Genomic DNA, 23,684 nt, shown 5'->3' with positions numbered 1-23,684 from the left:
ACGTCCGACCACAAGGCCGCAGGCTGCCCGTCATCGCCGGGCACATCCTGATCGGCATGGTTGCGCGCGTGTCAGCGGCACGCGAGAGGCTCAGAAGTCCGCCCAGCCCTCACCCTGGCGGGCCTCCTTTACGGGCGCGCAACGCCGGCCATGAGGCCCGGTGACACGGTGTGACTGTCCGGCGGGCGATCTTCCTGCGTCTCTCCTACGTTGGAGGAACAGGCGTCACCCAAGACGCCACAGAGAACGAGGAGTTGTCATGGCCGGTAAGGGCGGCACGACCAAGGTCAAGGGAAAGGCCAAGGAGATGACCGGCAAGGTCACTGGAAATCGTGGCAAGGAGGCCGAGGGCAGGGCCCACCAGGCGAAGGGCGAAGAGCCCCTGCGTGAGGTCCACGACCGTGCCCGCGGCGCTGCTGAGCCCCCGAAGCGCCGCCACACCTGACCGCTTCGTGAATGGGCCCCCACCATACGGGTGGGGGCCATCCCCGTGTGCAGAACTCGGCTGACTCCGCGCGTCACCGTCCGTGTCCGTTGGCCGGAGCGTGTGTTGGGAGCTCGTGCCTGGATCTTGGCTCCCCGTACGGAGACGACGAGAGGACGACCAGGACGAAGTGTTGAAGATGAGACCTCCCCGCGCGGTACATGTTCACGGTCGGCGTCGAACTGTGTGACCGCGTATCGGTCGCAGTGGGGCGCCAAGGATCGCCTCGAACTCCGCATTCGAAATGGGCTCCACCCAGCAACGCGTGCCGTCCTACGGCAGGATCTGCGGCGACCCACGTTGTCGACGGTCTTGCCGTACGCCTGGGCGGAGCCTCCGCAGGAGTTGTTGCTCGTGCCGGCGGACGGATTCAGCTGCCGCACCCAGATCGAGCAGGACGCGTCCGGCCGGCGCGATCTATTTTGCCGAGACCCTGGCACTCGGCCTCGACAGACAACTGCCCGTCGAGCACCCGGAGAAGGCCGCGGACCGGCCCGTCACTTCCGCCCCTGACGGACGCCTCGTCTCGTTCCCGTCGTCGCGATCGTCGGCCAGACGAACCGCAGCGCGATGGGCGGTTCCTATCAGCAGGAGGTCGACCTGCTGAGTCTGTACAAGGACGTGGCCTCCGACCGCTGCGAGATGGTGACCGTCCCCGAACAGCTGCCCAATGTGATCGACCGGGCGATGAGGACGGCGTACGCCAAGCGGACGGTCACCGCGGTGATCATCCCCGCGGACGTCCAGGAGCTCGACCACTCGCCTCCGACCCACGCGATCAAGATGGTGCCCTCCAGCTTCGGATTGGGGTCCTACGCCCCGGTCCCCGACCCGGCCGAGATCGAGCGCGGCGGAGGTGCTGAAGGCGGGGGAGGACGTCGCGATCCTCATCGGGCAGGGCGCACGGGGCGCGCGGGCCAAGGTCGCAAGGGCCGACCGTCGAGTCTGCCACTGGAGGACCGCGTGCTGCTGGTCGCCGCGAACTGGCAGACGAACCTGATCCTGCGCCAACTGGGCCCGCTCTTCGGGGTGTCCAAGTCCGCAGCCGACCGCATCATCGATCACCTCGGACCCACGCTCGCGCTCCAGCAACGCAAGCGGTTCCGCAAGGACACCGTGCTGATCGTGGACGGCACCCTGGTCCCCACCCGCGACCACAGCATCGCCGAGCAGTCGAAGAACCACCGGTATTCGACCAACCACCAGGTCGTGATCGACGCAGACACTCGACTGGTCGTCGCGGTCGGCCGACCATTGCCCTGCAACCGCAACGACTGCAAGGCGTGGGATCTGCCTGGAGCGAAGGACGCCGTCGGCAAGACCACGGTCATCGCGGACGGCGGCTACCGGGGCACCGACCTGGTCATCCCGCACCGCCGCGAACCCGCCAGAGAGAACTTGAGGCATGGAAAGAGGAACACAACACCTCCCACCGCAAGGTCCGCGCCCGCGTCGAGCACGCCTTCGCCCGGATGAAGACCTGGAAGATCCTCCGCGACTGCCGCCTCAAGAGCGACGGCGTCCACCACGCGATGCTCGGCATCGCCCGCCTGCACAACCTCGCCCTCGCCGGGTGACGACGAACACACAAGTCAACGCACACGTCCTAGATCATTTACGGGACAGCGGGCGAGCGGCACCGGGCGCATGCGGGCGGCAAGGGTGGCGTCAGCGCGAGGGGTCCGCGACCCGCAAGGGCGTGGGGCCGGCGGGGACGTCACCCGCGTCGCAGGTCTGGGCCAGGTCGGACCACCACGCGCTGCCCTCCTCTATGAGACGCAGCAGGATTCCCTCACGAATGGCCCAGGGGCAGATGGTGACCTCGGTGATACCCATGAGCTTCATGGCCGTGTGACCCACGAGGGCTCCGGCCAGGCTCTGCTCCGCACGCGGTGCGGAGATCCCCGCCAGCTGTGCACGCTCGGATGACGGCAGGACGGCGAGGCGATCGACTGCCCGACGCAGGTCCCTTCGTGTCAAGTGGCGTGGGACGAAGGGACCTTGTCGGCCAGGGGGCGCACCGCACAAACGGCCCAACTGCTCGAACGTCCTGGACGTGGCCACGGTGGTGCGGGGCCCCTCCCAGCGGATCCGCGAGGCCACGTCCCGCAGCTGATGGCGAATCCTGCGACGCAGCGCCTTGACACTCTCTCCACAGGGCGGCTGCTCTTCGCTGAGGAACTCCCGCGTGAGCCGGTTGGCGCCGAGAGGCAACGAAGCCGCGAAATCGGGCAGCCTGCCACGCCCGAACGCCACTTCCAGTGAGCCACCGCCGATGTCCAGCATCGCCAGTGGACCGGCTCGCCACCCCATCCACCGTCGCGCTCCCAGGAAGGTCAGCTCGGCTTCCACCTCACCGGGCAACGTGCGGATCCGGATACCCGTGCGGGCGTACAGGGTCTGGACGACATCAAGGCAGTTCGGCGCGTTGCGTACCACGGTTGTTGCGAAGGTCAACGGCGCTGCAGCGCCCCAGCGTTGGGCTGTCCGTGTAGCGGCAGAGACGGCCGTGACGAGTTGCTGGACCGCGGGCTCAGGAACCATCCCGTCGGGGCCCACCTGCTCCGACAGGCGCAGCTTCCACTTGGCTGTGTGCACGGGCAGCGGCACCCCGCCCTGGGCGTCGGCCACAACGAGCCGGACGGTCTTGGATCCCACGTCGATCACACTCATTCGCATGGCGGGTGAGTACCCGTCTCGGGCACCGCAGACACGGGAGCCTCGGCGCGCGTTACGGCGTCGGCCCCGACGAGCCCCTGACCGCGAGTCACTACCCGATGCGTCCGCAAGCCTCGAATCTGTTGGCGGTCAGGAGTCGCCCTTTCGGGCACGAATGACGACCAGTTCTTCCGGGCCTTCCGCGCCCACGATCCCTTGTCGGCGCGGCCATGCCTTGCGCGAACGCAGAACAGGGTCGAAGGGGATGTGGGCTCGATCGATGCCCTTGGGACGGAGCCCTGCGTCGGTGAGTTGCTTCAATGTCGCTGCCGTCCCGGAGGTCTCGCTGCCGTTCCGGACAGTGTCGAGTGCGCAAGCAGCAGGACTCCGCCGGGCCGCAAGGCTGAGGGGACGGCGCGGCACACAACATCCAGGAGAGCCCGTCCGTGGCACCGCGTCCCACGGGCGCGCCAGCCGTGAGACGGCAGATCGGCCGAGGGGGAGGGCACGTAGGGGGATCGTGCTGCCGTGACAGGCGAGCGTTGAGACGTGTGCCCGCACCGCCCAGAGATGTCCACGCTGCTCACGCGGACGCCGAGGCGAGCCGCTGGGTGCGGCGCCGCTGTGAAACGGGTGGCCGTCGGGGCGAGATCGACACGAGTGGGCTCCTGAGGTGGCTGTGGTTGTGCCACGCCCAAGGGCAAGAGGTACGCCTCTTGGCGGGTTGTCGCTTCGCTCGGGGACAGCGAAAGTAGTGGTTACATTTGTCGCCGATTGTCCTGGAGGCACCGTTGAGGCCCCACCCCAATGAGCAGCGAAGCGATGAGCTTGTGGCCGAAGGCCTTGAGGTACTCGTGTCGGACCGGGAGGGCGGAGCCGGTCGGCCGCAACCGGGGGCTTTCGACGCGGTGGTCGACCAAGCGGCCGGTGTGCTCATCGCCGTGGGGCGGATGACGTCGGCGGAAGCCTGGGACGTCCTGCGGGAGACGTCCATGCGCACAGACATCAAGCTCCGCCACGTTGCCGAGCTGCTGGTCGAGTGGGGGCGCACGGGCGCATTGTGTGCGGACATCCGCACCGAACTGGATCGCCAGCTGGCCCAGCGCCGGCCGGCGCCCGGACTCTGACGGCGCAAGCCGGCGCCGCGGATCGGGATCGGGAACTCGGAGGCCCTCGGTAATCCGACGCCGGCACGAGAAGAACGGCTCCGAGTGCGGTAGCGCTTGAGAGACCGTTGTCGGAGGGCATGGCACACGGGTTCCCGAGCCAGTGGAAGATCAAGGTCACGTCCGCTGGAGTGGTGTATTGACGGCCACTCGATGATCCCGTTTTGTCTGGGGCGGTCTCGTCAGCTTCTGACTCGATCGGGTGGAGGCGGCCTTGGCGAGCAGGTCGAGTCCCGTGCAGCGGCGGGCCTCGGTCGAGTCATCGTTCTCCTCGTCAAGGACCGCGCCGACCAGGCCCGTGATTAGGGCGTGGACGTTGATGCGGCGGCCCGTGGGGACCCGAAGTGCCGGAGGTGCGGACAGTCGCCAGTGGCCTGTTGGTGTCCTCCGGTCACCTGTCGCCACGTATCAGAGACGGCGATCTCGCTCTTCGTCGATGAGCGGAGTGGGCGAGGGCACGACGACCCGCCTGCGTTTGGCGATGCTGAGGAAGGCCAGCACGCCGATGACGCCGACGATCATCATGATCGCGCCGACCACATCGAGGTTGACGCTCCGCATCTGCCAGTCGGTGCCGAACGTGAGAATGGCGCCTGCGCCAATGAGCAGAATGCATCCGCCTAGGCCCATGGGATTCGCCTCCAGTGTCGGATGGTGGTGGTGGACGTTGCCTTCGGGTACCCGCGGCGTTCGCCGTCATACACGATGGGTCTCTTGATAACGAATGCGGCGGCCATGCGGCGGCCTTGGGCGACTACATGTCGTGCGTCGAACTCCTGCTCGGGTCATGGGACTTGTCGGCGCGAGCGCGTTCCTCGACTGGATGAGTTCAGGCTTCGGCTCGGTCGCGATGACGAGGTCGGCGAGGCGGCCGGCCACTGCGCAGGGCCGGCCCCCGGAGACCGCGACGCCGATCGGCGGGAGGGTGCCGGGAAGGTCCCGCACTCGTGCGTTGGCCACGTCGAAGTGCTCGCCTCGATGGTTTACGTTCTCACCGGTGAAGAGCGCGCGGATGATGCCCACGGCCACTTTCACCATCGTCAGACGCACTCGGGGGACGGCCAACCGCTTGCACCACATGCTCGTTGAGGTACTTGCCGGAGCCGAGGCCTAGGCGGAAACGTCCCTCGGACAGCAGTTGCATCGTCGCGGCCTTCTGCGTCACCACAGCCGGGTGCTACCGAACCGTCGGGCAGGTCACGTACGTGATGAGCCCGATCCACTCCGTGGCCTGCGCCGCCGCGCCGAGCACGCTCCAGGCGTAGGGGGCGTGTCCCTGGGATGCCGGCTAGGGGAAGTAGTGATCGGAAGTCACGGAGAAGTCGAATCCGGCACGCTCCGCTCCCGCGAGGTCGTCGACGAGGGTGCGAGGTCAGGCCTGCTCGGTCATCACCCTATGGCTGAAATGCACCAGAAGTTACGAGTTGCCAGAACGGATCCATGGAAGCGCCCTCGGTCGAGGTTCCCGGCGACAAGTCCGGCATCGGTGTCGACTGCGAGGAGCAGGTGGCCGCGAAGTTCCCGTACGAACGTAAGTGCCTGTCGGTCAACCGACTTCGGGACGGGTCCGTTCACGACTGGTGAGCATGGTCGGGGTGAGATGTCGTTGGCGGCGGTGACGGTGTGGACGGTGGCTTTGGTGCCGTCGACCGGGACGTCCTGGGTTGTGTTCGAGTTGGTCCAACTGCCCTGGCGGTCGAACAGGTTCTCGATGAGGGGAGCCCCGGTCAAGCCCTTCGCTGCCTGATCTGTCCGATTGATCGGAGGTCTTGAGGAGGTTTCTCTGCCTTCGCTCTGGCGCTGCCCGGCCTGACTCAGTAACCTCCCCTCCAGTTCACGTGGTCTACACCACGAGCCTCGGAGGTGGCCAAGTGCCGCGTAGGACAAGTCGGTTGATAAATGCGGCTGCGGCCGCACTCGCGGTCATCGGGGCGCTGTCCGCCCCCGGAGGTGCCGCCGCGGCAGCTCCTGCGGAGGTCGCTGCCGCCCCCGCCGTGGTACCGCCTCTGCAGAACTGGTCGGGCGGAAGCGGCCAGTTCACGCTCACGGGGCGGTCCCGGATCGTCGTTGATGGTGCACCCGGCTCCCGGCTGGTCACCGACGCTCGTTCGTTCGCCGACGACCTGGCCGCGCTGGGCGCCCGGCGACTGCCGGTCGTCGCCGGTGGCACGGTACGTAAGGGCGATGTCGAGGTCACCGCGCGGGACGACGTCGGCGAGGGGTTCGGAATCGACGTGACCCGGGGCTCGGTCCGCCTCTCCGGTGACGGCCCAGCCGGTGCTTTCTATGCGGAGCAGTCGGTCGAGCAGATGCTGAAGACCTCCGATGACCACGCCTCGCTCCCGGTCGGCTCCACCCGAGACACCCCCGCGCAGCGGACCCGAGGCCTCATGATCGACACCGCTCGCACGTACTGGTCGGTGGAGTCCATCAAGCAGACGATCCGGCAGCTGGCGTGGACGAAGTTCAACACCCTGCACTGGCACCTGACCGACTCGGAGTTCTTCCGGCTCGACCTGCCCGGCTACGAGGGGCTCGCGGCTGCGCAGTCGTACACCCCCGCCGATCTCCGCGCCGTGCAGGACTACGCGTCCCGCTATCACGTCACCGTGCTCCCGGAGTTCGACATCCCCGGGCATGCCACCGCGATGTCGAAGTACCGGCCGAGCCTGCGCTGGGACTGCGCGTCCATGAACGCGATCATCGACACCGCCCGGGTCGACCCCGGGTTCACCGTCGACATCACCAAACAGCAGAACGTGGCCTGGCTCGACGGGCTCGCCGAGAAGATCGTGGACCTCTTCGACTCACCGGTCATCCACCTCGGAGGCGACGAGACACCACGCGCCGCCACACAGGACAAGTGCCCCGAACTCGCCGCGTACGCAAAGGCGCAGGGCTATTCCAAGACCCAGGACGTCTTCCTCGCGTACGAGAACCACCTGAACGCGCTGCTCGCACGGCACGGCAAGAAGATGCAGATCTGGGGGTGGTGGCCGCAGGCCGGGGGAGCGGGCTCGGTCACCGTGGACAAGGACATTCGCATCCAGGCGTGGCTGGGCGACGAGCAGACGTTCATCGACCAGGGCTACGACGTCGTGGTGAGCAACGAGTTCTCGCGCCTGTACGTCGTCCCCAAGGCCATGCCGGGCACGGCCAACGGCCAGTACATCCCGGACGACGACGCGCTCTACCGAACGTATGCCGTGAGCACCTCGGACCGGGTGCAGGGCCTTGAGATGGCGCAGTGGGGCGACCGTCAGTACACGGCGCCGGAGGCGTACTCGCTGTCCTATCTGCGGCGTCCGCTGCAGATCCTCGCCTCCACCGCGTGGGGCAGTCCGCGCAGGGAGAGTTATCTCGACTACGAGGCCATGGCGGACACCGTCGGGACCGCTCCCGGCGTCGCCGAGCACGCGGACCCCGACGCGCGGCCGGTGAGCGCCACTGCGTACGGGCCCGAAGGTGTGGCGAATGCCGCCGACGGCGACCCGGCGACCGCATTCGCCGCGGATACCGCGGGGGCGGCCGTCGGCCTCGATCTCGGGGAACACGGCGCGGTGCGCCCGGCCGCGGTGCGGCTGCTGCCCCGCAGCACCTCGACCGCCGACCTCTCCTCGCTGGTCGGAGCCAGGATCGAGGGCTGCTCCGCCGGACCGGACAGCGGCTGTACGACGCTGACGAGCGTGGAGTGGACGCCGACACGTGACTGGCAGACGCTGCCCCTGGACACCGCGCACGCCTACCGGTGGGTGCGCCTCGTCGGAGCCGCCAAGGCCAAGCCGGTTCTGGCCGAACTGGAGGTGCTCGCCGCCCCGCAGGACGTACACGTCACGGTGAGAGCTCCGCACGACCTGTCGCAGGGCAACCGCACCGTCGTCGAGGCCGAGGTGACGAACACGACAGGCCGGGCCCTGCCCCGCGCCGAGGTCCGCCTGACCGCGCAGCACACCCGCGACAACACCGCCCTGGCGCACACGATTGCGGCGCAGCACGTCACCGTACCGCCGCATCAGGCCCGCACCGTGCGGTTCACCGTCACGCCCGACGAGGCCGCGCACGCGGGCCCCTACCGGCTCACGGCGACGGCCGATGTCACCGTGGGCGAGGGCAGCCGAAGAGCGCGGGGCTCGGCGCTGTCAGTCGTGCCGCTGCGCGATCTGACCGAGGCCTACGACAACATCGGCATCACGCAGGACGGCAACCCGCAGCCCGGCGACATCGACGGCGCGCAGTCGAGTCTGTCCGCCGAGGGCCTCGCGGCAGCGGGCGTCGAGCGGGGCCGCACGGTGTCGGCGGACGGATTCACCTTCGCTCTGCCGTCGTCGGCCGCCACCGATCGGGACAACGCCGTGGCCGAAGGCCAGCGCATCCCCCTCACCGGCCACGCGGCCCGCGTGGGACTCCTGGTCACCGGAACGTACGGGACATCAGCGGGAATCACCGGCAAGGTCACGCTCGCCTACGCCGACGGCACCAGCACCACCAGCGAGGTGACCGTGCCCGACTGGGGCGCCACGACGATTCCGTCCACCACCGTGATCGCCGCCGACGCGGGAAAGGTCAACGGCAGCGGCCGCGCCCAGGCCACCCGTACCGCACGGCTGTACGCCGTCCACGTCGACGCCGACCCGGCCAAGCGACTTGTCTCCGTCACACTGCCCACCGCGTCGGGACCTCTCGGCGCCAAGGCTCCGCTGATCCACGTGTTCGCCCTCGCCACCGACGACCGACAGGGGACCTCCTGATGCGTCACCGCGTCATGCCAAGTCTGAGACATGCAAAGGCCGTTGTGCCCCTGGCCATTGCCACGGTCCTCGCGGGCGTCCTGCTTCCCGCGGGCGCCGCCACAGCCGGTGAACCGCCCGCGGTCGTGCTGCACGCGGCCCCCGACGGCAGGGGCAGTGCATGCTCCACCGGGCGCCCCTGTTCGGTGGAAGGCGCGAAGGACCGGGTGCGGCATCTGCTCCCATCGGGTCGGGCACGCGACGTCGTGGTGGAACTGGCCGACGGGACGTACCGCCTCGACCAGCCCCTGGAATTCGGGCCCGAGGACTCCGGTCGCGGCGCCCACCGCGTCACATGGACGGCGGCCCACGGTGCTCACCCGGTACTCAGCGGCGCCCTCAAGGTCACGCACTGGACGCTGCGCGACAAGGACAAGAACATCTGGGAAGCGCCGCTCCCCAAGGGCCTCGACACCCGCCAAGTCTACGTCGACGGCAAGCGCGCGCCCACCTCCCAGACGACGCCGGCCGAACTGAACCTGTCGTTCGCAGCGGCGAGCGGCGGCTACACCACCACACCCGCCACCTGGGGACAGGACCTTCTCGCCACCGTCGGCGCGGACGCACTGCGCAAGGTCGAGTTCGTCTACACCGGCGGCAACGGCCCCTGGACCCAGTCGCGCTGCCGCATCGAGTCGGCGCAGAGCCCAACCCTGCTGATGCAGCAACCCTGCTGGGGCAACGTCACGAAACGGCCGACGTTCACCCAGGCATCGGGCTCATTGCCGTCGATGAAGGCGGGCACGGCGCCGACCCGCATCGAGAACGGCTATCCGTTCCTGCATCCCGGGCAGTGGTACGTGGACCAGGAGCGCGGCGCCCTCGACTACATCCCCGCCGCCGGTGCCGACATCCACTCCCTCGACGTGGAAGTGCCCCGTCTCAGCACCCTGGTGAAGGGAGCCGGCACGCTCGACGCACCGGTGCGCAACCTCACCTTCTCCGGCCTCGACTTCGCGTACGCCACCTGGCTGGAGCCGAGCAGCCCCGCCGGATTCGCCGACGTACAGGACAACTTGCGACTGACCGGGGACGACCCCAACCGGCCGCAGGCCACCTGCACCTTCGGCACGCCGGCGGGCACCTGCCCGTTCGGCGCGCTCACCCGGCAACCCGGCAATGTGCAGTTCACCGCCGCGCACGACATCGTCCTGCGCGGCAACACCTTCACCCACCTCGGCGCGGCCGGACTCGTCATCGAACACGGCAGCCGCGACAACACGGTCGAAGGCAACACCTTCGCCGACATCTCCGGGAACGGCATCATCCTAGGCAGCACCACCGACCCGAACCCCTCCGACGTCGGCGCCGACGACCGTGAGATCAACACGGGCAACACCCTGGCGAACAACCTCATCCACCACGCCGGCGCCGACTACCCGAGTGCGGCCGGCATCACCCTCTTCTTCACCCAGCACACCCTGGTCACCCACAACGAACTGCGCGACCTGCCCTACACCGGCATCTCCGCAGGAGTCATCCAGGGCCACGTCGACAACGCCGCACACCCCGAGAACACCACCAACATCAACAGCGACAACACCATCAGCCACAATCTGATCCACCGCTACATGCAGGTCCTCAAGGACGGCGGCGCGGTGTACGTCGAGGGGCATCAGGGCCAGACCATCAAGGCCTCCGACGGTTCGGTGGACCGGGCAGCGAGCGTCGCGCACGGCCTGACCGTGGCGGGCAATGTCGCCTACGACCAGAGCAACGTCAACTTCACCTGGTACGACGACGCCGGGGCGCAGTGGCTCAACTGGACCGGAAACCTGGAGTGGGGCGCCAAGCAGGCACAGGGCGGCTGCCAGACCACCGGTCATCTCGACTACGTCGGCAACGTCCAGTCCGGCCTGACCGGCGAGTTCCACTGCTCACCACCCGTACCGGTGGATACCCGCATCGAAGGCAACCGGGCCATCCCCAGCACGCCGGGCGCCGCCGACCTGCCCGCCGACACCGTCGCACAGGCGGGGCTGACCGGCCGCTGGCAGCGCCTGACGACCTCGACGGATCCAGGCGTCGGCTACGCCCACAAGGCGACGGACGGCGGCGGTGTCCTGGTGGCGGGCCACGGTTTCGGCCCCCATACCCGGGTCGACTTCGACGGCGTGCCCGCCACCAGGATCACCGTCCTTTCCAACGGCGTGCTCAACGCGGAACCGCCGTCAGGAACCGACCCGGTGCGGGTGACGGTGACCACGCACGCCGGTAGTGCCACGGCGGTGCTGTCGTGACTGCCTCGCCTTCGTCGACTTCACGCAGGGATCGCACACCGTGTGTGCACAGGGGCCAGAGCCGAAATCAGGAGGACAGCATGCACGACAACGGGATGTCACGCCGCAGCCTCTTCCGTACCGTGGGCGCGGCAGGGGCCGTCGCCGCACTGCCGGGGACCCTTGCCTACGCCGCCGGACCTGCCGTCGCAAGCGCCCGTCCAGCACTCGTCGACCCGGCGACCCCGCTCGACGCGCAACCACATGTCGGGTCCTTGGCAACGCGGGCCGCGTCCACACTCGTCTTCAGCGACGAGTTCACCGGCACCAGCGTGGACACCACCAAGTGGAACATCCTCGACGTCGACCGCGGCGACTACTGGTACAAGGCCTCCAACGTCCGGGTGACGAACAGTGCGCTCGCCATCGACATCAGCAACGTCGGCGACGGTACCTATGGCGGCGGCCGCATCGACAGCCAGGGCCAGTTCGACTTCACGTTCGGCACCATCGAGTACAGCATCCATATCCCCCCGACTCAGGGGCACTTGGCCGCCGCGTGGCTGCAGGCGAGCAACGGGGTGACCCCCGGCGGCGTGGTGGACGGCACAGCGCGGGACGGCGCCGAGATCGACATCATGGAGACCTTCAGCACCTCCAGCCAGTACGGCGTCACCGTCCACTGGGACGGATACGGCGCCGACCACCAGCAGTCCAGCACCAACGTCAGCGCCCCCGGCCTGCACGACACCACCTGGTACCACACCGTCACCCTGAACTGGACATCGACTCGGATGACGTTCAGATACGACGGAACGGTGGTCCGCACCATCACCGACCCCAACCTGATCAGCCAGGTCCGGGAGTTCCCCATCGCGTCCCACGAAGTCATCCCGTACGCCCAGGGCAACATTGCGGACGCGCCCCTGGACTACACCTCCACCATGTATGTGGACTACATCCGCGTCTGGCAGTAGTCACCCAGCCGATGACGAAAGTGAACCAAGAGGAGTCGGTCACGAAGGAGGACGATTCGGCGTGGTGCGTTCAGCCGTGGCTTCTTGGTGTGGGGGCTGACTGGCTGCGCGTGGCTCATCCGGCATCCGGTCCGGTGGTTCGCGAGTCGAGTTCGGCCCAGACGGTCTTGCCGTCCTCCCGGTAACGAACTCCCCAGCTTTTGGCGAGTGTCGCGCAGATGTACAGTCCGCGTCCGCCTTCGTCTGTCGCCTTGGCGTGGCGCGGGTAGGGGGCGGCGAGCGCGGCGTCGTCGATTTCGCACGTCAGAGTAGTCTCCCCTCTGATCAAGCGGAGGGTGATCGGGGGAGCGCCGTAGCGGATGGCGTTGGTGACCAGTTCGCTGACGACCAGTGCGGCGGTGAACGGGGCGATGTCGAGGCCCCATTCCTGAAGGCGTGTCTGTGTCTGCTCCCGGGCCGGACCGGCCGACCGGAGTTCGGGCGGCACATCCCACTGGGCAACCTCGTCCGGGGGCAGGCGCCGGGTGCGTGCGACGAGCAGGACACGGTCCGGGGCCAGGAGGTGCTGGACGTCGTCTGCCATCTGCTGCGGTCCGTGATGCGGATGCGCGAGGGCGGCGGCCAGGCCGCGGCGCGTGGGGCCTTGCTCGCGGGTGGCCGCGGGAGAGGCGAGGCAGACCGTGCTTCCCTCAGGCAGGACGAGGCTGGTGGAGGCGAACGGAGGGCCGTCCCCTCCCAGGAGCGGCCCCATAGACAGGGGGTCGGCGTCCATAGTGCCGTCCGGGCGGACGATCGCGAACAGTGAGCGACCGGCCCGCGCAGCATCGAGCCGCCCGCTGACAGGGTCGTGGACGGCGATGGTGCAGTGCACGGTGGGTTCGTCGATGCTTCCCTGCACACTCTTCTGCTCGCGGTCGAGGCGCAGGACGGTGGAATGCAGCCGGGCCAGGAGTTCGTGCGGGTCGAGGTCCAGGGTGGTCAGGGCCTGGACCGCGGTCCGCAGGCGGCTCATGGTGGCGACCGCGCTCAGGCCCGGACGCTCGACCTGCCCCACCACCAGCGCGACGCGGGCGCCGGGCAGAGGCAGAGCGTCGAACCACGATCCGGCACCGCTGCCGCCCGGGCGGTGGCGCTGGGCGATCTCGGCGGCCCGCTGGGTCTGCCGTTCCTGACCGATGGGCCAGCTTTGCAGCGCGGTCATGACGATGTGCTCGCGGGTGAAGCGCAGCGCGTTCTCCAGACTGCTCGCGGTGCGCGTGGTGATGCTCTTCGCCAGGTCCACGTCCCCGGGAGTGAACGGCTCACCGCCGCGCAGGCGCTCGAAGGCGACCGCCCCGAAGACCTGGCCCCGTGCCGACAGCGGCGCCACAAGCCGCGGCCCGTAGGGGGTGCGGCCCGAGTGAGCGCCCTCCGCCGGCAAGATGGCGACCGACGACGGCAGCTTCGGGCCGAACAGTGCCGGCAGCAGAGTCGAACCCGTCGGTGGTGGCGGGCAGTCGGCCCGGGTACTGCCCGCCGCAGCACAGCGCAGCAGCATCTCGCCGTCGACAGCCGCAAGTTCAGGCGCCTTGCCCTGCAGGACGGCGTCGGTGAGTGCCACCACGGCACTGTCGGCGAAGCCCGGCACCGTGACGTCCACCAGCTCGCGGGCCGTGCGCTCCACGTCGAGGGTGCGCCCGATCAATTCGCGGGCCCTGTGCAAGAGGCGCAGGCGGGCCTGAGCGCGCTCTCGCGCGGTCACGTCCACCGTCGTCGCCACCAGTCCGAGGGCGCGGCCCGCCCCGTTGCGCACGCGATAGACCGAGACCGAGAAGACGTGCTCACGTTCCGGGTCGGCGGCCGGCCGGCCCCGCAACAGGACATCACGGGCCGGCCGGCCCGAGTCGAGGACCTCACGGAGCATGCCTTCGTCGATCCGCAGACCTATGGACGCGTATGCCTCCACGGCCGGCAGACCGATGACATTCTCCAGGGAGATGCCGCGCATGCCGATGGCCGATGGGTTGACCCGCAGGACACGCAGCTGCGGGTCCAGGAAGTGCAGACCGACATCTGCCTGGGTGAACACGGCGTCCAGGATCGCCTCACCCAGACCCAAAAGGTCCTCGTTCCCGCCTCCTGCGCTGCCCTCGTCCTTGTCCTGCCACACCCCCCAGGTCCGTTCGCGAGGCTCCTCCACCAGCGGTACGATGCGCCACGCCCGTCCGCGGGCAAGGGAGCCGACGACCTCGAACACACTGCTGCCCAGGACGTGGGCCGCCGTACGGCCGAAGAGGCGTTCCGCTGCGACACTCCACCCCACGACCTGACCGTGAGCATCCACAGTGAGGAGAGGCTCATCGTGCGCGCGCATCGGCATCCTCACCTGCTCGTGTCGGCAGCACGGTCCGCGGGCCGGTCCCCTCCGTGCGCCGGCGCGGCGCGGCACCCCAGCCTCGAGTCCGGCAGCCCGGATGCGGTGCGGCCCCGCAGGGGATGTGCCGGGCTGTGCCGCCTGCCGTCCCGCGCCGTACCTCTGTTCGCGGGCCAGTATGGCCTCGGCCTCGGCTTCGAGGCTGATATACGGTCCGCCGCTGCCGTCGACCCCCACGCGGTGCAGCATGCCGCCGGTGACGGCCCAGGGGCAGCGCCGGGGTAGGCAATATTCGGCGTCTCGACCCGTCCGCCGTAGCAGTTCATCGCATCGAACCCGAGATGTACACGACATTGGGCGCCCCATCAGGAGCCTTCGGCTGCTCGTAGGCCGACCAGTCCGCAACGCAGTCACCGACGTCGAGAATTGCCACGCCGCGAGATGTCGATGTCACCGCTCACACCTCATACCCCTGGACCCCCACCGCCGGCCGGCGGAGGCTGCTGCCTCCATGCTTGGCCCACACCGAGCCGCGCGCCTGGTGGCAGACGGTCCGTGTGGGCCGGCCGAGTGGGCCCACCGGGGGAGTGGTGGCTGCCCCTCGAACGGCAGGGCACTGCACGAGGCACCGGAACCCGAGAGAGTGGACAGGTTCACGCTTCCGTTCGTCGGTTGGCTCCTCATCGCCTGCCGTACGAGGGCCATGCACCGTCACCGCAGTGAGGCGGGCATCCAAGTCGAGGCTGACCTCGCCGCAGGGCTGCCCAGCGCAGGTGGCCGTTGGGGTGCGACCATGTCTCCGGGATCAAGGCACCCGCCCCATGCCTAGCCTGCCTGCCGCCACACCGTCATGTCCGCGGACACAAACGCGATGTCCGGCATCGCGGTCGACTTCGTCTGGATCACGAGCAGCGCGATGTCTCCGTTGCGGCGCCGGACGCAAATCTCGGTGCCCGACGCCGCCGCGGTGAGCGGGAGGCGATGGGTTCTTTGACCGTGGGTGAGCCGGCGGCACTCGTCGAGGTCCGTGCCCGGTTCACCGAAGATCATGACGAACACGCTGGTGTCGCTCTCCAGCGAGCATGAGGCGTCCTTGGCGCAGGTGAAACGGATGTCGCCCTTACGGTCCTTACGCTGGTACGGATCGTTGAAGCTCAGTGAGTTCTTCGCGTCCAGCCACTGCCCGGAGTGGGGTTCGCCCCGCACCGGCCCGGCCGTGGTGGGGGTGCCGCCCGCCGTGCCCCCCGTCTGGGTCGATTCCTCGTCGGTCGGCCGGCGGCGGGCTCCGTTTCCGTCTGCCGTTGCTGAGAGCCTCGGTGGCTGTCAGCATTCCGGGTATTTCGGCCCGGAAGGTCCGTCACGTCGCCAGAGCGTGGGTGCTTCGGCTTGAGTACGGTCTCTCGTTTCCGTCTGCCGCTGGTGCGGCAGGGTTGCGCCACCTGCCCGCCCGCCCGTGGCCTTGCGGCTGCGGGCGGTTGCGCGGGTCTTACGGTCGGCTCCACGAGGCTTCGACGCCGCCGGGGCGGTGTCCTGGTCTCCGGCCACTCCGGTACCAGTTACTGCGGCTGCCGCGAGGGCTGCGAGGTTGAGTGCGGCGTTCTCGTCCCGGTCGATGACCAGGCCGCAGGCGTCGCATTCGTAGGTCCGCAGGTGCAGCGGCAGCTTGGCTTTCGCTGCGCCGCACCCGGAACAGGTCTTGGAGGAGGGGTACCAGCGGTTGGCGACCACGAGGCGGGTGGCGTGGCGCTGGCGGGTCTTGTAGTCGAGCTGGTGTCGGATCTGGCCGAATCCGGCGTCGGCGATCCGGCGGGCCAGGCGCCGGTTGTGGAGCATCCCGGCGACGTTGAGGTCCTCGACCACGATGGTGCCGTACTCGGCCGCAATGCTCGTGGTGAGTTTGTGCAGGGCGTCGGCGCGGAGGTTCGCCACCCGGTGGTGGACCTTGTTCCGCTGGGCGTTGGCTTTCTCCCACCGCTTCGAGGGCTTCTGTCCGGTGCGTCGGTCGGGTCCCTGGCGTCGGGAGACCGTGCGAGAGGCGTGGCGCAACTGCTTCAGCACAGTGTCCAGGTGCCTCGGATTGGCCACTTCGTGGATCGCTCCGGCGCTGTCGGCCATCACCGCGAGGGTCTTCACACCGAGGTCGATGCCGACCGCCACGCCGGGCCGGGCGACGCGCACCAGGTCGCGCTTCACCTCGGTCTGCAACGACACGAACCAGCGCCCCCGCTCGTGCCGGACGGTCGCCGACAGGATCCGGGCCGTCCCGGCCTGAACGCGCGCGAGGAGTTTCACCGTGGGCTCGTGGGTGCGCAGTGTGCCGAGCCGGGGCAGCGTGACGTGCCGGCCGTCGGCGTCGACACGGATGGTGCCGGTGGTGAACCGGCAGGACAGGCGTGCCTTGCGCTTCGACTTGAAACGCGGGAGTCCTATCGCGCGGCCACGGCGCCGGCCCTGCCTGGACCTGGCGTAGTTGTCGAACGCAGCGGCGGCGTTCGCCAGGCCGGTGTTGTACGCCTCCTTGGAGTTCTCTGCCCACCAGATAGCGAATCTGGGGTCGGTGTGCTTGGCGGCGTTGAATGCCTTGCGCAGCGACGGCAACGACCACGGCCGCCACTGCGTCAGTCCGGCCTCGGACACGCCGTACGTCTCCTCGGCCTTGCGCTGCCACCACGACGCCTCGATCCAGGCAACCGCCCAGTTGTAGGCGGCCCGTGCCGCACCGCAGTGCGAGTGCAGTGCCCGCTTCTGGGCAGCGTTCGGGTCCAGGGCGAAGCGGTATGCCTGCACGACGAACCCGGACTGCGGCCGGAACTTCTTCACTCGGCAGCCTCACCGACCGCCACGGCCACCGTGCGGGCGGCACGCTTCTTCGCCCCCCGCCGCCCGTACAGGCGCGCACACATCAACGTCAACACCTCGGTGACGTCCCGCACCAGGTCATCGGCGCTCTCGGTGGGGTCAAGGACGACCAGCCGCCGCCCGGACGCCGACAGCGCGGCTTCGAGGTGCTCGACGCCGAACCGGGCCAGCCGGTCACGGTGCTCGACCACGATCACGGCCGCGCCCGGATCGGACAGGACCCGGTGCAGCTTGCGCCGACGACCGCTGAGCCCCGAACCCACCTCGGTCACGACCTCCGCAACCGGCAGGCCAAGACCAGTGGCCCCCTGGACCACACGGGCCACCTGCCGGTCAAGGTCCAACTTCTGGTCCGCCGACGACACGCGGCAGTACGCCACGACGCGGCCAGACACCGTTGAAGCGGGCTCGTCGACCAGCCACGTGCCGGACGGCGTCTGGCGCACCGGGACCGGCATACGGCCCTCTTTCGCCCACGTCCACGCAGTCTGGTAGTGCACACCATTGCGCGCCGCCCACTCAGAAAGCTTCACGCAATCAAGATAACAGCTGATAAACACTGAGATCTACCGATCTAACCAGCAGCAACTGTGAGCCCCCGAAGTCTTCCCCGCTGCCTTAGATGAGGCCGATGACGAGGCCGGCGCGCCTGTCGAGGTTCCCGGATCGGCCCCCGCCGACGTGCCCGTACGATCCGATCCCGTATCTTCCCGGTCGCGGAACACGCCCGTCGTGTCCATGATCGTCCACGCCAGAACCGAGAGGACCAGCATGGCCGCCGTCACGGCCACGCCCACGACCAATCTGGACCTGCGTCTTCGTGACAGGGCTGTGCCTGAGTCCGTCGGCGGCGCCCATGGGTCGTGCGCCTGCCACGGCTGCGCGGCGGCCAGCGGGAGCGTGTGTACCGGTGTGAGATCGGGCACCGGCGGCGGCACCGTCACCTCCGGCCCCATGACCTCTCGCCAGACGGTCGGTCCCGCGCCCGCGTCGGCGTCCTCGCCCAGTTTGCTGCCGGCACCACTCCACGACCTCCGTGAGGGTGGCTCGTTCCGCTGGATCGGTGGCCAGGCAGCGGGCGATCAGCGGACGGAGCCGAGGGGGCAGCAGCGACAGGTCGGGCTCGGAGTGCACGATCCGGTACAGCACGCTGACCGCGGGACCGTCCCCGTACAGCGGCTCACCGAGCGCCGCGGTCTGGCCGAGCGCGAACACGTCGGTCGCCGCCGTGACCTCACCTGCGGACGCCTGCTCGGGAGCCATGAACTGGGGCGTGCCGATGGTGGACCCGGTGGCGGTGTACGAACTGACGCCCGCGGCCAACGAGATGCCGAAGTCGATCACGCGCGGTCCGTCGGACGCGAGCAGGACGTTCGACGGCTTCAGGTCACGGTGCACGATCCCCGCGCCGTGGATGGCCTGGAGAGCCTCGGCGACTCCAGCCATCAGCCACAGCACCGCGGGCACCGGCAGCGCCCCGCACCGGCCGACAGCTTCCGCCAGCGAAGGGCCGTTTACGTACAGCGTGGCCAGCCAGGGCGGCGCGCCGTCCGCGTCGCCGTCGATCAGCTCCGCGGTGTACGCGCCCCTGACCCGCCGGGCGGCCTCCATCTCCCGGCGGAAACGCCGCCGGAAGGCGGGGTCGTCGGCCAGTTCGGGCCGGACGACCTTGATCGCCACGGGCCGGCCGCCCTGCGTGTGTGACAGATAGACCCGTCCCATGCCGCCTGCGCCGAGCCGCGCGGCCAGCCGGTAACCGGCCACCACGGACGGATCGTCCGCCTGCAGCGGCTCGAATACCTCATCCGCGTCGCACATCGCCACTCGTCGCCCCCTGATCCCCGGGATCACCAGACCTCGGATCCCCTTGCCCCCTGGTCAACAAGCGAGTTGCTGCTGACCGACGGCAGTAACCTAAGCAGTCCCGGCTCCTGGGGGATCTACATGTCGAAGTGGCTTTCGGCTCGCATGGCCAGGGCTGCGGCCAGTTCGTCCACGTCGACGTCGGCAGTGTCGTCCACCTTCTCGGGGTACTCGGTTACGGAGTACCCCGAGGGAGGGTGAGCGTGTGGAGCACCCGCCATCAGGCCTGACGTTCTCTCCTGCCCCACCCACCAGCGCCGACCGTGGTCCTGATCCCTGCGACGACGCAGCGCAGACACGCGTCGTCCTAGCCTGCCCCACTCGGTAGCCAGCCGCATCACCGTCCACAACGGCGGCGTGCGGGGGGCGAGTTGATCGTCGCCTCGGGGCCGGTGACTTCGGCTCCCGCAGGACACGATCAACCGCCGACCGGCCTGACGGCGGCCTCGCTGAAGGCTCGGACGCGAGCGGGCGACGGCCGGTATGCGTGCCTCGTGCAAGAGCACCGGTGATCCGCACACCCGTCTACAGAGCCGCATACAGCGAACTGCTGGAGGCACTGCTCGATCTGCTTCGGCAGTACGTCCTGGCCGGGAAGGCCGTGCTCCCGCCGGCCACCGGCGTCAGCACCGTCCACGACTTGGCCACCGACTACGCGCCGCGTCCCTCTGACCTCCATGGGCGCGGCCCACATCGTTCCCGGCTGGTTCACTCTCGACAAGGACATCGCCGGAGTCGGCCACCGCACGGTCATCGCGTCGGTGTCCGCCGAGGCCTTCGGGCAGGCGGCAGGCGTCTTCTCGGCCGAGCTGACCGGGTGGGTGAGCGTCCTGGCTTCGTAGAAGGCTCGTAGAAAGAAGTGGGGGGCTGGGCTGTTTTGGACACATCCGGCGTGTGTCTGGCAAGGTCGCCCGTCCGTTCCCCTATGAACCGGAAGGACACGTGGCGCGGTGACTGAGGTGAGCACTCGCAGTGTCCAGGAAGCCGCTGCGGTGGAGCAGCTGCGTGCGAGCACCACGACGCTCTCCATTCCTCAGGGCTTCGATTTGTGGCAGCCCCAGGAGATGGAGGACTGGCTGAGCGAGGTGGAGGAAGACCCGGACGTCTCGGACGTCGACTTCTACGAGGCCCGTAGCGCGGTCCTGGGAGCGATGGGCAAGGACGCCGACTGACGGCGCCGCCGCCGACGGCTCAGGCTCGTCATCGTCCTCGTCCTCGGCACGGACATCGCCCGCTGAGGGCGCCACGATGTTCCGCGCCTCGGCAGACCGCTCCAGCTCCTCCCCGTCGCTCCGGGAGGTGTCGCTCTCCTTGGGTTGCTCATGGAGGCCTCCTCTCGTCAGGTTCAAGGTCCGCGCATCGTGCCGGGCGCCCAACCAGCGTCCCGGCGTCCTGCGTCGCACAGGGTCGGAAAGCGCCACGGTGGCCCCGGCACAGCCGTGTGGTCACCGCCCCGCAATGGGTCGCGCTCACGACAACGACGGGGGGTGGCGCCGACCGCTCGTGGGCGACCACCCGGGGTTACGGCTCTGGCGCCGGAGCTCACGGGCCGTGGCGGGGGACAGGGTGATGACGTGCTTGGCCGAGACGACCGACGAGCGCGCCGCCGTACACGGTGTAGCCGACGCCGACGAGCCAGGACTGCACTACCAGGATGGTGCCGACTGCGCCGTAGGAGACTGCGTTGGACACGATGAGCGGCGCGAAAACCAGTTCGGAGAAGAGTCGGAGGCCGGCGAAGGCGGCCACGGTCGCCAACGCGCCAGGCAGCAGGCGCAGCCAGGTGACGCGCGATCCGAGGAGGAGGTGTTGCAGCCACCAGAAGTAGAGCACGCCGCCGCAGGCGCCCACCGCGATGCGGGGAGCTGTCGATGCAGCGGCGCTGGGCCAGGGCATGCCGCGCCATGTACTGAGGAGGATCAGGGCGATCAGTCCGGCCAGGCCAAGAACTTGGCGCCACAGCGTGTGCCAGGCGCCTGACGGCAGGTGCCAGATCCGCTCGTAGGCGGTTTGGACTGCGGCCATCAGCGAAATCCCGAACAGGGCGAGGCCGACCAGGCCCAGCGCGGTGGTGGTGCTGAGGACGGCGTGGCGGGAGGCGAACACCTCGTCCACGGCGTGGGCCGAGCTGCCGGACACGCCCAGACCTTCGGCAATCCAATCCGCGATGCCACTGCCACGGGATGGCAATGCCGCCGCGATCACGACCAGAAGAGGCACCAGCGTGACGAAGAACAGGGTGGCGAACGCCATCGCGCGGTGCAGCAGTTCGACCTCTCGACCGGCACGCCACACGCTCCCGGCGGCCTCCACCACCTGCCGGCCCAGCCTCTTCACGTGAGTACCGATCCGTTCTCCGGCCACGGAAGCACACTTCCTTCGCCAGTACGGCGGCCGGAGAAGTCACCTGCCGGTTGCGGGTTTCCAGCTGCCCCATCGCGCGCGGACGCCCTCAGCTCCCGCTTGGCCCAGTGTGCCTCGGCGACTGTTCCGCCTGCGACAGGAATCGCGCCGACGGCGAGAAGGACTTGGCGCTGCTCCAGGTGGCGGGCCTCCCGCCTTTCCCGGCCGGTGCCGGACCAGCCCGGGGGGTGCGGGCGTCCGATGCGACGGGCGCGTGGGTCCGATGTGACGGACGCGTGCGTCCGAGCGAGCACGGAGTGGCTTCGCGGTCATCGAACAGCGGATCGGAGAATATGTGGCACCGGCTTGTCTGAGACGACGTACCTCATTAGCTACGGTGGCGGTGCTTCCCGTGCCTTCGCGGATGCTCACCTCGGACGAGCCGCTGGCGGGGCATTGGGCAGCCGTCGGCGAAGCAGGCTGCGACCGCGTCCCCGCTCAGATCGACAGGAACTCTTGGATGCACCTGTCCCAGTTGATGCGGGACGCCTCCGTGCCCGCGGGCACCAACTCGTCGGTCGCGGCCAGGAATCGGGCCAGGGCGCCGGCGGGCGTGGTCAGGAGAGCCACCCCCGCCCCGCCGCCGAGCGCGATGAACACATCGCCGCCTTCACCCGGTGCGATGTGGACATCGCCGTCTCCGGCGGGCCCGCGCAGCCCGGCCGCCAGCGTCTCGCGGGACAGGAGCCACACCGTTCCCTGCTCTCCCGCTCCGAAATCCAGCCGGACCGCGTACGGGTCCTCGGGCCGGTAGCAGCATTCGACATCCAACTCGCGCCACGACGCCACACCGTCGAGTAGATACATCGGTACCCGCACGCACACCCCGTCCACCCGTGCCCCGCCTCCTCTGAGCCGCACTTGTGAGAACCAGTCCTGCGCCCCGTGTGCCCCTCCAGGCCATGCTCACGCGCCTGGGATGGAGGGAAGTCGTGGAGCAGGTACTCCCACGGGATACCCGTGCGGTTGACGTACGGGATGGCGTTCGGGATCTCCCTCAGGTCGGACTGCCGCCTTGGACCACACGGCGCTCGTCGCACTGGTCGACGCGGACGAGTTGTTCACCGGCCTGTACACCAAGGCCGGCCACCAGCGAGGTCCCATCGTCATGCCGGCGATGAGCGTACGGGTCGCTGAGAAGACCCGTCCCGGCGCGGGCGTCCCCCATTGCGGCTGCGCCATGTCGAGTACATGCTGTTCACCACGGAGTACGCTCTCCTGGCCGCGGCCTGGCTGCGTACCGACATCGCCGCCGCGCACCCTGCGGGGGCCGCCGGGGAGGCCGGACTCGTCGAGGCCCAGTCATCGCGTTGTCCCTGCGTCCGGAGCTGTATGCGACGACGCACCAGTCGTCGACCCGGAACTGTCAGATGACACACGGAAGTTCTGGCCGAGACGTCACCGCGCGACCTGAAGTACCTTGGCGACCCCCGGAAGGACGAGCCCGTCCTTCGCGTCGCTCATCGTTCCCCACCTGGCGCGCATCGACCTGCCTCCAGTCCCGCAAAGCCCACCTCGGGCACAGAGCACGTGCGAGGCCGGTCAGACAAGCACGCGCACCGTCAAATCCCGCCGCCCCGTTCCTTCTCACAGGTGGCGGGCGGCAACCCTTCGCAACGCAGGCCATGGTCGGGCGTCGGCCACAGCGACGCCCTCCGGGCCCAGGTACACACCCCGAACCCGTGTCGCCGCTCCCCGCCGTCCCCCCGGACTGGGCGGCGGGGGCCGCTCCTCCCCAACTGAATGACAAGGTCCGTGAAGAGCGCGCCACCACCCGCGTAGGACTTGGCCGTACTCGCCGTCCGATCTTTGCTGGTGCGGTGGTGTCGAAGCCCCCGATCAGCAATCGGGACGGGACGTACCTCGTCATCGAGGATGGTCCGGAACCGAACGTCGGACGGCAAAACTCCGATAC

15 protein-coding genes and 6 pseudogenes are annotated in these 23,684 nt (G+C 69.0%); 10 read left to right on the top strand and 11 right to left on the bottom strand.

Annotated features, from left to right (window positions below):
* Positions 1-259 precede the first annotated feature (259 nt).
* The 3 genes and pseudogenes from OG758_RS01850 (at position 260) to OG758_RS01840 (ending at position 2,061) form a co-directional block, all read left to right on the top strand.
* The gene (locus OG758_RS01850; protein WP_326708282.1) at positions 260-445 is read left to right on the top strand and encodes a CsbD family protein; all 186 of its coding nucleotides are present in this window, start codon (positions 260-262) and stop codon (positions 443-445) included.
* A gap of 567 nt (positions 446-1,012) precedes the next feature.
* A pseudogene (locus OG758_RS01845) lies at positions 1,013-1,409 on the top strand (thiamine pyrophosphate-requiring protein); the annotation flags it as partial.
* A 38-nt stretch (positions 1,410-1,447) separates the two neighbouring features.
* A pseudogene (locus OG758_RS01840) lies at positions 1,448-2,061 on the top strand (transposase).
* Positions 2,062-2,152: 91 nt separating this feature from the next.
* Here the strand turns inward: OG758_RS01840 and OG758_RS01835 are convergent.
* The gene (locus tag OG758_RS01835; RefSeq protein WP_326708281.1) at positions 2,153-3,163 is read right to left on the bottom strand and encodes a Ppx/GppA phosphatase family protein; all 1,011 of its coding nucleotides are present in this window, start codon (positions 3,161-3,163) and stop codon (positions 2,153-2,155) included.
* 809 nt (positions 3,164-3,972) lie between these two features.
* Here OG758_RS01835 and OG758_RS01830 point away from each other — a divergent pair.
* Positions 3,973-4,269: an ANTAR domain-containing protein gene (locus OG758_RS01830; protein WP_326708280.1), complete on the top strand. Its 297-nt coding sequence runs from the start codon at positions 3,973-3,975 to the stop codon at positions 4,267-4,269.
* A gap of 447 nt (positions 4,270-4,716) precedes the next feature.
* Here the strand turns inward: OG758_RS01830 and OG758_RS01825 are convergent, their stop codons facing one another.
* Entirely contained in the window at positions 4,717-4,938 is a 222-nt protein-coding gene (locus OG758_RS01825) for a hypothetical protein (RefSeq protein ID WP_326708279.1), read from the bottom strand.
* A gap of 186 nt (positions 4,939-5,124) precedes the next feature.
* Positions 5,125-5,698: pseudogene (locus tag OG758_RS01820) on the bottom strand (TIGR03557 family F420-dependent LLM class oxidoreductase); the annotation flags it as partial.
* Between the two features lie 50 nt (positions 5,699-5,748).
* On the opposite strand from OG758_RS01820, the gene OG758_RS01815 reads away from it, so the two are divergent.
* The 4 genes from OG758_RS01815 to OG758_RS01800 all read left to right on the top strand — a co-directional run bounded on the left by OG758_RS01815 (position 5,749) and on the right by OG758_RS01800 (position 12,291).
* Positions 5,749-5,892, top strand: coding sequence for a hypothetical protein (locus tag OG758_RS01815; protein ID WP_326708278.1), 144 nt, complete (start codon positions 5,749-5,751; stop codon positions 5,890-5,892).
* Between the two features lie 308 nt (positions 5,893-6,200).
* Entirely contained in the window at positions 6,201-9,056 is a 2,856-nt protein-coding gene (locus tag OG758_RS01810; RefSeq protein WP_326708277.1) for a family 20 glycosylhydrolase, read from the top strand.
* A 44-nt stretch (positions 9,057-9,100) separates the two neighbouring features.
* Positions 9,101-11,335, top strand: coding sequence for a right-handed parallel beta-helix repeat-containing protein (locus tag OG758_RS01805; RefSeq protein WP_326708276.1), 2,235 nt, complete (start codon positions 9,101-9,103; stop codon positions 11,333-11,335).
* Between the two features lie 80 nt (positions 11,336-11,415).
* Entirely contained in the window at positions 11,416-12,291 is an 876-nt protein-coding gene (locus OG758_RS01800; RefSeq protein ID WP_326708275.1) for a glycoside hydrolase family 16 protein, read from the top strand.
* Positions 12,292-12,406: 115 nt separating this feature from the next.
* Here the strand turns inward: OG758_RS01800 and OG758_RS01795 are convergent, their stop codons facing one another.
* The 5 genes and pseudogenes from OG758_RS01795 to OG758_RS01775 all read right to left on the bottom strand — a co-directional run.
* Positions 12,407-14,644: a SpoIIE family protein phosphatase gene (locus OG758_RS01795; protein ID WP_326708274.1), complete on the bottom strand. Its 2,238-nt coding sequence runs from the start codon at positions 14,642-14,644 to the stop codon at positions 12,407-12,409.
* Positions 14,645-15,469: 825 nt separating this feature from the next.
* Positions 15,470-15,850: a hypothetical protein gene (locus tag OG758_RS01790; RefSeq protein WP_326708273.1), complete on the bottom strand. Its 381-nt coding sequence runs from the start codon at positions 15,848-15,850 to the stop codon at positions 15,470-15,472.
* A gap of 117 nt (positions 15,851-15,967) precedes the next feature.
* Entirely contained in the window at positions 15,968-17,464 is a 1,497-nt protein-coding gene (tnpB, locus tag OG758_RS01785) for an IS607 family element RNA-guided endonuclease TnpB (protein WP_326708272.1), read from the bottom strand.
* Entirely contained in the window at positions 17,461-18,036 is a 576-nt protein-coding gene (locus tag OG758_RS01780) for an IS607 family transposase (protein ID WP_326708271.1), read from the bottom strand. The genes tnpB and OG758_RS01780 overlap by 4 nt, the downstream gene beginning before the upstream one ends.
* Before the next feature lie 63 nt (positions 18,037-18,099).
* Positions 18,100-19,321, bottom strand: a pseudogene (locus OG758_RS01775) (serine/threonine-protein kinase); the annotation flags it as partial.
* 553 nt (positions 19,322-19,874) lie between these two features.
* On the opposite strand from OG758_RS01775, the pseudogene OG758_RS01770 reads away from it, so the two are divergent.
* Both OG758_RS01770 and OG758_RS01765 read left to right on the top strand, forming a co-directional pair.
* Positions 19,875-20,208: pseudogene (locus OG758_RS01770) on the top strand (NAD(P)H-dependent oxidoreductase); the annotation flags it as partial.
* A 117-nt stretch (positions 20,209-20,325) separates the two neighbouring features.
* Entirely contained in the window at positions 20,326-20,538 is a 213-nt protein-coding gene (locus OG758_RS01765; protein ID WP_326708270.1) for a hypothetical protein, read from the top strand.
* 370 nt (positions 20,539-20,908) lie between these two features.
* Here OG758_RS01765 and OG758_RS01760 read toward each other — a convergent pair whose 3' ends face one another.
* The 3 genes and pseudogenes from OG758_RS01760 to OG758_RS01750 all read right to left on the bottom strand — a co-directional run.
* Positions 20,909-21,730 (bottom strand): YhjD/YihY/BrkB family envelope integrity protein, encoded by an 822-nt coding sequence (locus OG758_RS01760; RefSeq protein WP_326708269.1) that lies wholly within the window; start codon positions 21,728-21,730, stop codon positions 20,909-20,911.
* 477 nt (positions 21,731-22,207) lie between these two features.
* Positions 22,208-22,588 (bottom strand): SsgA family sporulation/cell division regulator, encoded by a 381-nt coding sequence (locus OG758_RS01755; RefSeq protein ID WP_326708268.1) that lies wholly within the window; start codon positions 22,586-22,588, stop codon positions 22,208-22,210.
* 101 nt (positions 22,589-22,689) lie between these two features.
* A pseudogene (locus tag OG758_RS01750) lies at positions 22,690-22,806 on the bottom strand (transposase); the annotation flags it as partial.
* Between the last annotated feature and the right edge of the window lie 878 nt (positions 22,807-23,684).

It is taken from the genome of Streptomyces sp. NBC_01474 (genome assembly GCF_035918215.1).
GTDB classification, from domain to species: Bacteria; Actinomycetota; Actinomycetes; order Streptomycetales; family Streptomycetaceae; genus Streptomyces; species Streptomyces aureus.
The sequence above is the reverse complement of the archived record's forward strand: the minus strand, read 5'-3'. Positions and strand labels throughout refer to the sequence as shown.

Coding starts and splice junctions, on each gene's coding strand:
- OG758_RS01850 (WP_326708282.1), top strand. CDS start 260: ATGGCCGGTAAGGGCGGCACGACCAAGGTCAAGGGAAAGGCCAAGGAG.
- OG758_RS01795 (WP_326708274.1), bottom strand. CDS start 14,644: ATGCGCGCGCACGATGAGCCTCTCCTCACTGTGGATGCTCACGGTCAG.
- OG758_RS01815 (WP_326708278.1), top strand. CDS start 5,749: ATGGAAGCGCCCTCGGTCGAGGTTCCCGGCGACAAGTCCGGCATCGGT.
- OG758_RS01835 (WP_326708281.1), bottom strand. CDS start 3,163: ATGCGAATGAGTGTGATCGACGTGGGATCCAAGACCGTCCGGCTCGTT.
- OG758_RS01825 (WP_326708279.1), bottom strand. CDS start 4,938: ATGGGCCTAGGCGGATGCATTCTGCTCATTGGCGCAGGCGCCATTCTC.
- OG758_RS01800 (WP_326708275.1), top strand. CDS start 11,416: ATGCACGACAACGGGATGTCACGCCGCAGCCTCTTCCGTACCGTGGGC.